This window comes from Acinetobacter bohemicus ANC 3994 (assembly GCF_000367925.1).
Classification (GTDB): Bacteria; Pseudomonadota; Gammaproteobacteria; order Pseudomonadales; family Moraxellaceae; genus Acinetobacter; species Acinetobacter bohemicus.
In genome coordinates, this window is the sequence record NZ_KB849167.1 from 22830 (window position 1) to 32896 (window position 10067).

13 protein-coding genes are annotated in these 10067 nt (G+C 34.9%); 4 read left to right on the forward strand and 9 right to left on the reverse strand.

Annotated features, from left to right (window positions below; translation table 11 throughout):
• Positions 1-71 precede the first annotated feature (71 nt).
• Complete coding sequence (locus F994_RS07090; RefSeq protein ID WP_004649570.1) at positions 72-470, reverse strand: ATP synthase subunit I; 399 nt, start codon at positions 468-470, stop codon at positions 72-74.
• Positions 471-640: 170 nt separating this feature from the next.
• Complete coding sequence (locus F994_RS07095) at positions 641-1480, reverse strand: metal ABC transporter solute-binding protein, Zn/Mn family (protein WP_004649572.1); 840 nt, start codon at positions 1478-1480, stop codon at positions 641-643.
• Between the two features lie 141 nt (positions 1481-1621).
• Here F994_RS07095 and F994_RS07100 point away from each other — a divergent pair, with 141 nt between their 5' ends.
• Genes F994_RS07100 through znuB form a run of 3 tightly spaced genes read left to right on the forward strand, consistent with a single transcriptional unit; the run spans position 1622 to position 3687 of the window.
• Positions 1622-2116: a transcriptional repressor gene (locus F994_RS07100; protein WP_004649573.1), complete on the forward strand. Its 495-nt coding sequence runs from the start codon at positions 1622-1624 to the stop codon at positions 2114-2116.
• A complete protein-coding gene (gene znuC / locus F994_RS07105) occupies positions 2092-2883 on the forward strand; it encodes a zinc ABC transporter ATP-binding protein ZnuC (protein WP_004649574.1) in 792 nt (263 codons plus the stop codon). Before F994_RS07100 ends, znuC begins: the two co-directional genes overlap by 25 nt.
• A 3-nt stretch (positions 2884-2886) precedes the next feature.
• Positions 2887-3687: a zinc ABC transporter permease subunit ZnuB gene (gene znuB, locus F994_RS07110; protein ID WP_004649575.1), complete on the forward strand. Its 801-nt coding sequence runs from the start codon at positions 2887-2889 to the stop codon at positions 3685-3687.
• A 44-nt stretch (positions 3688-3731) separates the two neighbouring features.
• Here znuB and F994_RS07115 read toward each other — a convergent pair whose 3' ends face one another.
• Genes F994_RS07115 through F994_RS07125 form a run of 3 tightly spaced genes read right to left on the reverse strand, consistent with a single transcriptional unit; the run spans position 3732 to position 5098 of the window.
• Positions 3732-4196: a GNAT family N-acetyltransferase gene (locus F994_RS07115; RefSeq protein ID WP_004649577.1), complete on the reverse strand. Its 465-nt coding sequence runs from the start codon at positions 4194-4196 to the stop codon at positions 3732-3734.
• 8 nt (positions 4197-4204) lie between these two features.
• Positions 4205-4444 carry a hypothetical protein gene (locus F994_RS07120; protein WP_004649578.1) on the reverse strand — a complete coding sequence of 80 codons (240 nt, stop codon included), beginning with the start codon at positions 4442-4444 and terminating at the stop codon, positions 4205-4207.
• A 39-nt stretch (positions 4445-4483) separates the two neighbouring features.
• On the reverse strand, positions 4484-5098 hold the full coding sequence (locus F994_RS07125) for a LysE family transporter (protein ID WP_004649579.1): 615 nt from the start codon (positions 5096-5098) through the stop codon (positions 4484-4486).
• Between the two features lie 163 nt (positions 5099-5261).
• Here F994_RS07125 and F994_RS07130 point away from each other — a divergent pair, with 163 nt between their 5' ends.
• A complete protein-coding gene (locus F994_RS07130; RefSeq protein WP_004649580.1) occupies positions 5262-6182 on the forward strand; it encodes a Dyp-type peroxidase in 921 nt (306 codons plus the stop codon).
• Between the two features lie 39 nt (positions 6183-6221).
• On the opposite strand, the gene F994_RS17665 is transcribed toward F994_RS07130, so the two are convergent.
• From F994_RS17665 to F994_RS17605, 4 genes are all read right to left on the reverse strand, one after another.
• The gene (locus F994_RS17665; RefSeq protein WP_407636534.1) at positions 6222-6860 is read right to left on the reverse strand and encodes a hypothetical protein; all 639 of its coding nucleotides are present in this window, start codon (positions 6858-6860) and stop codon (positions 6222-6224) included.
• Positions 6861-7063: 203 nt separating this feature from the next.
• Entirely contained in the window at positions 7064-7417 is a 354-nt protein-coding gene (locus F994_RS17850; protein WP_004649582.1) for a hypothetical protein, read from the reverse strand.
• A 534-nt stretch (positions 7418-7951) separates the two neighbouring features.
• Positions 7952-8449, reverse strand: coding sequence for a hypothetical protein (locus F994_RS07150; protein WP_004649583.1), 498 nt, complete (start codon positions 8447-8449; stop codon positions 7952-7954).
• Positions 8439-10067: N-acetylmuramoyl-L-alanine amidase (locus F994_RS17605; protein ID WP_004649584.1), on the reverse strand; the 1629-nt coding region annotated here is incomplete at its 5' end. The genes F994_RS17605 and F994_RS07150, both read right to left, overlap by 11 nt.

Consider the following 10067-nt stretch of genomic DNA (forward strand, 5'->3'; position numbering starts at 1 on the left):
AGTGAACGAACATCGCGTGCTGCTTGATATCTCGTTCTTCTCCTAAAAAACTTTTCAATTTTTTGTTGCGCCTATACTCGTTTTTGTTGCCGTGACACCCAAAATGGAGCGACCCACGACATGGCTTGAACGAGAATAAAACCACAAAACAATGCCACCGCTGACAACGGTTTAACAGTGTTTAAAATTAAAATGAAACCAACGATCACAATTGCAAACTTGCCCATTAAACCCCGATACATGTTCGAAAGAACTTGTTTTGAGGCTCGTGCACCTGCGGCTCGAAACGATTGCCAAGAAAAATAACAACTTGCAAGCCAACATATAAATGCACCTAATGCTGCACTCAAAGCCGCAGTTGAGTCTTTCAAGACCCACGCTATCAAGGCTGAAACAGGGATCATGCCTGCTTGTAAGATGACTAAAGCTTTCGCTAATCGTCGGTCAATCATGCGACTAGTTCGGCTCATTATTTATTCACTCACAGCATTCATGCTTGACAAGTTTAGCTGATGATCGTTTTTAATCGCAGGCATTATAGAGTTACACCCCTGAACATGCAATCTTTTCCCGACCTTAGTCGTGTTTTTTTCGATGCCCAGCCTAGTTTGATACCATGATTTTTTGTTTATTTTTTGCCTTACTTTCGTGCATTTTGCACACAGTTATAGGTTTTCGACGCCAATGCTTTCCATGCCAGCACAAAATCCCCTGCCCCGCTCATACTTTCATCGACTGCTTGAAAGGTAATAGGATTTAGCTTCTGATACTGATTTTTACTGGCATGTCCCTCTGCCAAGAGGCACATATTTCGATTTGGACGACTGTCATTTAAGTATTTAATTTGCGCCAGAGTCGGTGCAACATGAGGATCATCGGTCAACGCTCCAGCAAATTTTAAATTTAAGGCGCGCTCTAAATATTGATAAGCATCATGATATGACCAGTAAGTCTTCAAAGATGAGTTGCTATTATAGTGTTGTGCAGTTATCAACATTTCTTGGGCAAAACGTTTCGCATTTGCCCAATAAGCCGCTTTTTGTTCAGGGACTTGTTGTGAACGCAAGGCTGCAATAAAAAAACCAATCCGCACTGCATTGTTTGGATCAAGCCAAACATGGGTATCGACAGTATTATTTAAAGCAACGCCGCGAGTACTACGCTGCGGTAGCGTTTGCACAATGTCTGAATCTAAAATAGAGATGGCTTTAGGATTATCTGACAATAACTTATCTAGCGGTGCTTCATGCGCTTTGCCCAACCAAATCACCAAAGAAGCATCTTGAATGGCTTTGCGATGGGCAGGTGTTAAAGTGACATCATGTCCAGATTGATCTGCCAATAACAGTACAGGCTTTTCAATACCTTGCGTGATTTTTTGCGCAATCAGATAAATCGGATGCGTCGAAACCACTAAACTGTGTGACCAGCCTAGGGTACTGAATAAAGCCAGTGCACAAAATGCAAAAAAACGGGACATGAAGAAGATCACCAAATATTCATTAGGTGTTATAATATAACAAATAGGCAGAAATACATACGTCTAATCGAAACAGCGGGCGCTTCATGTTAAGATTTAATGTTATTTTGTTTTTATCAATTTCGCTCTTGAGGTTTTGCTATGAGCTTATGTTCACACGAACATCACAATGCATTACATGGCGTACATGACCATCATAATGTCGAAACACGTCTTGCTGAAGCAGAAAACCTCTGTGCAATTGCTGGTGCACGCTTAACCCCGTTACGTAAAGAAGTGCTCGAACTAATTTTAAATGCGACAGGTCCAATGGGTGCATACGACTTGTTGGCAAAAATAAAAAGCGAATCTGATCGCCCTGCTGCCCCGCCCACGGTATACCGTACTTTAGACTTTTTATTAGAAAAAGGTTTAATCCACCGTTTAACCTCGATTAATGCCTATATTCCGTGTTGCCATCCGCGTGAAGGACATCAGGCTGCATTTTTAATTTGTACAGATTGTAAATCGGTGACGGAAGCCTCTGCCCAAGGATTATTACAACAACTCGATGCGCTTTCCGCAGCAGATGGATTTACGGCTCAACATAGTATTATTGAAATTTCTGGGATATGTCAGCAGTGTCGCAACAAATAATCACGGCCCAACCGCTGATTGCTTTAGACAAAATCAGTGTGCGGATTGATGAAATCGACATTTTAAAAAATGTTGATTTTACCCTACATGAGCAAGAAATTGTCACGCTGATTGGTCCCAATGGTGCAGGGAAATCGACCTTAATTAAAGTACTGTTAGGCATTGTGAAAGCCAATTCAGGTAAAGTTTTAAGCCAGCAAAAATTAAAGTTTTCTTATGTGCCACAAAAATTTAATCCATCGCACAGCTTACCGCTGCGCGTACAGGATTTATTGGCTTTAGAAAAATGTGATGCGACAAAAAAAGCAGAAATTATTCGCGATACCGGCATTACTCAATTACAAAATTCTAAAGTACAGCAACTCTCTGGTGGCGAACGACAACGGGTGTTATTGGCACGGGCTTTATTGCGTCAACCGCACATTTTAGTGCTTGATGAACCGATGCAAGGTTTGGATATTCAATCTGAAGCCGAATTGTATGATTATGTGCGCAGCCTGCCGCAAAAATATGGTTGTGCGGTACTCATGGTTTCGCATGATTTGCAATGGGTGATGCAAGGGACACATCGTGTGGTCTGTTTGAATAAGCATATCTGTTGTAGCGGCTTACCTGAAAACGTGCAACAACATCCAGAATATCAAGCTATTTTTGGCACCAATCGGGTGTTCTATCAACATCATCATGACCATTGCGCACATGGTGATAGTGCCATCCCGTGTCAACATGATTCACGACCACACATTCACCCTGAACCGGAAGCCTAAGCCATGATGGAATGGTTACAACTCTTGTTACCTGCATGGACAATGGGAACTTTATTGGTGTTTCTCACTGCACCACTGGGCTGTTTAATGTTATGGCGACGCATGTCTTTTTTTGCCGACACCATGGCGCACGGAACTTTACTGGGTGTAGCAATTGCAGGTGCTTTAAGTTTACCGCTTTGGCTGGGTGTGACCTTTTTAGCCTTTTTATTGGTGGCGATTTTATGGGTACTTCATGACCCTCGCCTCCCCAATGATGCTTTGCTTGCGCTCTGTTCTGCTACCCTACTCTGCTCAGGTTTATTGTTTATTCAACATATTCCAAGCTTAAGACCAGAATTACTCAGTTATTTATTTGGCGATCTGCTACAAATTTCATGGTCAGACTTACCCATGTTTGCTTTAGTCATTATTGCTGCTTTAGCTGTGCTCTATAAAAACTGGCAAGCGCAAATTCAAATCGCCATCGACCCTGATATTGCTGTAAGTGAAGGGGTAAATGCAAAATGGCAACGTCTGGTGTTTATGTTGCTGTTGGCATTGTTTACCGTATTGGCTTTACGTGCTGTCGGTTCATTATTGATGGGTGCATTACTGGTGATTCCCGCTTTAACAGCACGTTTACTGGCACACTCGCCAAAACAAATGGTGGTTTGGGCATTTGTGATGGCACAAATTGGGGTGACCGTTGGTTTATGGTCGAGTGCTGGTTTAAATATTTCCACCGGTTTAAGTATCGTCCTGACGATGGCTATTCTGTTTACGCTGATTTTTGCAGTGCAGAAATTTAAGAAATTTTGTTAAATAAACACTCAATAATACAAGCCACTGGTTAAGTGGCTGTTATTTTAATTAAATATTTTTCTTGCTATTTCAGCCACTAACTTTGTAGCAGCATCAATATCAATATTTGCTTCTGCTACCCTTGTCTCTCCATATTGGCAAATTATATCTTTGTAAATACCGTCAACACGAGAAAATGCTTGATCATGATTTCCACTATTGACCTTGTAACTATCTACTAAGGGTAATACTTCTGCATACTGCATAACAACTTGTGCATCATTTGAAGTTATAGCTACAAAACCCTCTCGCTCGTATAAAGGAACCAATTTCGGAAAACATTCTGCTTGTATTTCCGAATATTTTTCCTTAATTGTATCAATCAATAGTTTGAATAATTTGTTACCTCGATATTTATTATCAATTACTATCGCAAATATAGTGCCATGATCATTAATAACCTCATATATACGATTTTCATCTTCAATACATTCTTTTATTCCAGGAAAAACTATCGCATAACCTGCCAAACAATTTTTCAGGCTATCCTTGACCAAAAAAAATCTAATTTATCAATACCATACGACCCAATGCGACTATGGTAATCTTCTGTAACAACTGCATTTCGTGCCTGAAAAATTGGTAATAAAATATTATTATCATTAATTACATAATTTACTAAGTCTTTGGTATTTACCTGAGATAATTCAATAATTTTTTTTCTGAATTTACTATGAACTGGTAAGGGCTTATCAAGCTTTTCAACTAAAAAACTCATCTTATTCCTCTTTTATATGCTTAATTAGAACTTACTCTATCATACCAAACTCAGTAAACATGCAGCACAACTAAATAATATAGCAAAAGTCCGATTCATATATTTTTGCTGCTTTGGTGATTTCAACAATCTAAGCACCTTTGCAGCCAGACCAGTATATCCAGCCATTACAATCAGATCGATCGTAATCATAGTCACAGCCATAATCACATATTGAATCCACTGCGGTTTGGACAAATCCAAAAACTGCGGTAACACGGCCAGTAAAAAGACAATCGCTTTTGGATTACTTAAATTGACCCAAAAACCAGCCAAAACCAATTGAGAAATTGACTTATTGGGTTGCTCGGTTTGAATATCCAGAGATTGCATCGGCGCTGTCCATTGTAAAAATGCCAAATACAGCAAATACAACACACCAAACCATTTCACTAGCATAAAAGCCCAAGGACTTGTGGCAAATAATACCCCAACCCCAGTCGCAACAATGCCTATTTGTAGCAATAAGGCCAATTGCAAACCTAAAGCATTCCAATAGCCACGTCGAAATCCATAATTCAAACCACTCGACATGGAGGCAATTGCACCTGCACCGGGTGAAATGCTAATCATCCAACACGCCAACATATAAGCCAGCCAAACTTGGTAAGACATATTCAACAGCGCAAGAAAAAGAGCTTCAGATTATATGATATTTCATCTTTTAAATGCGCAAATACCCACCCACTAAAAATAGAATTTTAGGCTATTCACTCTCTCGATGATCAGGCACAATAAAAGGTAGCCACGTATTTTATAAAAATTTTAGGAGCCATAAATGACCGCCCAATCTGTAATTTTGCCCTTACCTTCAGATCATGCTCGATTTATTGTTCTGCGTTTAAAAGACTTAAGCATTCCAGAATTAAAAGAAAAAATTGCAGATTTATTATCAACACGTGATCGTTTAATCACGCAATTTCCTCATGCCCAAATTAAAACAGCGATTGCTTTTGGTCCTGAGCTTTGGGCACAAATTTATCAACAAGCACCTGAAGGTTTTAAACCCTTAGCACCGATTCAGGGTTCTTTTGAAATGCCTGTAAAACCTGCTGATGTGCTCATCCATATTGCAGCGCAGCGTACTGATATTTGCTTTGCACTGAGCCAAGCTTTTTTTGAAGGGATTACAGACAAAGTTGACGTACTGGATGAACGCGTTTGCTTCCGCAATTTTGATGGCCGTGACTTAACAGGTTTTATTGATGGTACTGAAAATCCTCAATTCCCTGATGATCGTGCTGAAGTTGCTTTACTGGATGCAGATCATGGTATTTTTTCCGATGGCTCATTTGTATTTGCCCAACGCTATGCACATAACTTAGAAAAATGGAAACAACTGAAAGTTGATACACAAGAACAGGTGATTGGCCGTACTAAATTAGAGTCTATCGAACTTGATGATGAGGTCAAACCTGAAAACTCTCATGTGGCCCGTACAGTAGTTGAAGATGCTGAGGGAGAAGAAATGGAGATTCTTCGTCATTCACTGCCTTATGGTGATGGTAAAGGTGATCAAGGTTTATTTTTTATTGCTTACACCCAAAATTTAAACATTATTGATGCCATGTTACTTCGTATGTTTGGAACCAGTGGTGATGGTATTCATGACCGACTGCTTCATTTTGTCACCCCAATGGATGGAGCGTATTACTTTGCACCAAGTGAAGAATTGTTAGAAGAAGTTTTGGTGAGATAAAAAAATAAAAAGTAGCCACGAAAGTGGCTACTTTTTTGCTTAATCCTTTAAATCTAAACTACCTAAACTAAATATTTTATTATCATCAGAACAAGTAGCTTCCAAATCCATATCTAAAAAAGTATAGCGATGCAATAGTTTCTCCTGACTATTATTCCCATCCCATATATTTAAATGGGAACCTTCTTTTGAAAAGCATTCTGTTACAATATTAGGTATTCTATCACCCAACAAATCTATACCTCTAATTTTCTCATTTTTATAAATTAGTTGAGTTTTTTTTAATTCAAACCCATAACCTCTAATTTCTTTTTCACTTATTTTATTAATATCATAAAAATAATTAGGCTCACCTGTTACAAATGCTAAATTTGAAACACAATCAGTATTAATTTTTTTCAATATAGGTTTGACAACCTCGTATTTAAACTTTTCATCATCTTTATATATAATCAATATATTATTACTAAGTGGTTTTTCACTTACAAGGCAGCCTTCTTTAGAATTTAATAATAAATAAATTTTATTATCTAACCCTTCTTGTATGCTCTTTAAATTAATACTATTTTTTTGAATATTTTTTTCTTCTTGATTAACCAGAGGTTTCGATGTAGCCTTTTCCTCAAAATTTTTAGCATCACAAGAACTCAAACCTAAAGCACATAAACCAATTAACATTTTATAATTCATTTTAACTACTTACCTCTGTTTGACCAATGAAATTTATCTTTAACTCCATACCAAATTACATTATGTTTTCTACCCAATTGAGTTAGCACTGCCCAACTTGTAATTTCTGTTCTCTCTACCAATAATAACCAGTATAAAAACGAAAATAATCATAATTTTTATTAAAAACCCTTATCAAATATTCCAGTTAATTATTTTACTTCAATAACTTTGAAATAGACTTTTTTATTATCAGAACAAACTCCATAGAAGATACCTGTAAGACCATCCTTTACTGAAGAGTTGTTCATATAGTTTTTACAGTCTAGAATTAAAATATAATTAATTTTTTTAAAATTTATATTTTGATTTTGATAATATGGAGATCCTTCATAATTCTCACTTAAATTATAGAATCCCAACTTATAATTATTTGATTTGGCTTCTCTATTAGAATAACCATTTTTTAAATAATCAATCCTACCTAATGATAAATTAATTTTATTAATATTCAAAATCAAATTACTATTATCACTTTTTATTAGCTTACTTTTAGCCCACCCCACTTGAACATCTTCATTATAAATATTCTTATAATAAATATAATACTCATTTTTATCCTTTTTAAGATAAAACTCATCATGTGCTGGCTCAAGCCTCCTAAAAATATATTATCCTAGCTTACTTGAAGGCAGCGAAACTTCACATTCCCCTGAGTATTCACAGGTTTTAAATGAGTAATATAAACTTATATCATTAGATTTAGGTTTATCTATATCAGCATTAACAGTACATGAGCACAACAACCCTATCATAGGGAAAATATATAATCTAATCATCACTGTATAATCTCAATATGCATTGCACCCTATCCTGGTTTATCTGCAGAAATAAATCCTGAAATAATGCCTTTAGCTAAAGCATCCTCACAGACTGACTTAAACTTTTACCTAAACTATTTAATGTATTACCATGTCCAAAACCATTACTATTGATACCAAGATCAATAATATTATTTTTTATAGTCACCATCTGAAATACAGTGTTTTGAAAAACCTTATCCTTTATTCTCAAATTCTAAAACCCATTTCTCTTAAATATCAATTTGAAATACAATTATTTTTCACATAGTCAGTTTCATATTTTAATTTTCTTTCATTAATATCAAATAAACTTAAACAGCTAGGATATTTATTTATTTTATATTTTTTTAATTCTCTGTAAAAAATCTCCTCACCACATTTCACAAAACAATTATTAGAATTCCCAATATAATAATTTGTCTTATATATTAGGCCACTTTTATATTCATATTTTTTTGTAATTTGATAGTAATCATTATAAGACTCTAATTGCACTGGATTAATATAAACTGACTCATACTTCTCTATTATTTTGTTATCTTTTTTACTATACATTTCAGATACAGCAGAAAAATTATTATTTATTATTTTTTCAATGTAATAAAAATTCCCCACATCTTCTTTTATAAATTTTTTATATTTTTCTTTCATATAAAAATCACTAGGTAGTGTACCAGCATTTAAAATATTTATTTTTAATAAAAATAATAAAAAAATAAAAGATTTAATTTTCATTAATATGATCCCTTATCGCCGTATATATATTCTCTACAATAATATTATGATTTTTCATTAATATTTTCATATGAAAAGGTGTTGTCATAAAACCTAACTCAATTAAAATCTTATATTTAGCTTTGTTCTTCAACACTCCCAAATCAGATCTAGATTTAGCAACTCCTTTTATTTGTGAGTACCCTTTAATAACTTTATCTGCTAATTCTTTTCCATTATCATCAATATAACATATCACTGCAGAATTACTAGTTAGATTCTCTAAACCATCACAATGAAGCGAAATAAAATAATCTGCTTTCGAAAAATTTGCAATTTCATTTCTATAATTAATTGGTGCAACAGATGATATTCCCAGTGATTTACATACCGAAATTTCAGGTATAGACATATATGAAATTGTTTCTTTTTTATCTCTTGTTAATATTACATTATGACCATCTCTCTCAAGTAGTTTTTTTATATCAACGGCCCTTTCAAATACATATTCAGATTCTGTTGGACTTTTAGGATCTTTATTTTCAATAAATTGAAAATACTTATGAGCATTATTAATTATTTCATCAGGTAAATCTTGCCAAGAGTAATTCTGACCTACTTTGAATTTAGAATCTCCAAAATTTTCTTTCATTTTTAATAATCTTATTTGTGTTCCAACATTTGCTTTACTACCTAATATTCCATGCCCAGGATCAAGCACTATTATTTTCTTATTAGATTTTGAATTTGGGCTGTATGTTGTATTTTGATAAGGAGTAACTTTCCTGTTATCTTCTGTAATACATTTATCTCTTATATCTTTATTTAAGGGTATTGCACCATCACTTAAAAAATGTTTAGTTTTTGAAGCAATTTCTGCTTTATATATTCTTCCATCACCATTTACATCTAATCCACTATTTCTCCCATATTTTTCTACACGCAAATCAGCATGTTTATCTTCTTTATTATTTAATTCTCTTTTAGTTTCTGCAAAAACAATATGCTCTGCTCTTCCGCTTGAAGCTGGAAACAATACCTGTAAATAAAAATCTACGAATTCTAATTCTTTATTAGCTAAATTATTAAAGTACTGTTTAACATAATCTAATTGCTGAACCTCTGTCATTTGAGCAAATTCTTTTATCCTTTTTAAATTATGTAATGATTTATTTTTTGAATTATAGTAATTTGCAACTACCTCTTCAGTAACTGATTTTTTTAAAAGTTCTTTAGCCGTTTCAGGCATAAATTGTATTAAACCAGTTGCTCCTGAATTTTTTCTATTTGGAACATCTGCCTTAAAAGTACCTCCTGATTCCCAAGCAAATACAGCCATTAGATTATTTGCCATTTTCAAAGAATTTTTTGGCCATAATTTTTCACAGATTTCAACAACTTTTTTTCTAAATTCACAAGATACTTTTGCTCCCCAAATTAAATCATAATCCTTGCACACACATCTTACTTGTTTATTATCTACTTGAGCTGTTGGTTTTCCTGAATCTAAACCATGCTCTTGTTTAATCTGGACTTTCTCACCTGAAGGTGTCGAAGGTGTCGAAGGTGTCGAAGGTGTCGAAGGTGTCGAAGGTGTCGAAGGTGTCGAAGGTGTCGAAGGTGTCGAAGGTGTCGAAGG

Coding starts and splice junctions, on each gene's coding strand:
- F994_RS07090 (WP_004649570.1), bottom strand. CDS start 470: ATGAGCCGAACTAGTCGCATGATTGACCGACGATTAGCGAAAGCTTTA.
- F994_RS17665 (WP_407636534.1), bottom strand. CDS start 6,860: ATGTTAATTGGTTTATGTGCTTTAGGTTTGAGTTCTTGTGATGCTAAA.
- F994_RS07095 (WP_004649572.1), bottom strand. CDS start 1,480: ATGTCCCGTTTTTTTGCATTTTGTGCACTGGCTTTATTCAGTACCCTA.
- F994_RS07100 (WP_004649573.1), top strand. CDS start 1,622: ATGAGCTTATGTTCACACGAACATCACAATGCATTACATGGCGTACAT.
- F994_RS07120 (WP_004649578.1), bottom strand. CDS start 4,444: ATGAGTTTTTTAGTTGAAAAGCTTGATAAGCCCTTACCAGTTCATAGT.
- F994_RS07130 (WP_004649580.1), top strand. CDS start 5,262: ATGACCGCCCAATCTGTAATTTTGCCCTTACCTTCAGATCATGCTCGA.
- F994_RS07150 (WP_004649583.1), bottom strand. CDS start 8,449: ATGAAAATTAAATCTTTTATTTTTTTATTATTTTTATTAAAAATAAAT.
- znuB (WP_004649575.1), top strand. CDS start 2,887: ATGATGGAATGGTTACAACTCTTGTTACCTGCATGGACAATGGGAACT.
- F994_RS07125 (WP_004649579.1), bottom strand. CDS start 5,098: ATGTCTTACCAAGTTTGGCTGGCTTATATGTTGGCGTGTTGGATGATT.
- znuC (WP_004649574.1), top strand. CDS start 2,092: ATGTCAGCAGTGTCGCAACAAATAATCACGGCCCAACCGCTGATTGCT.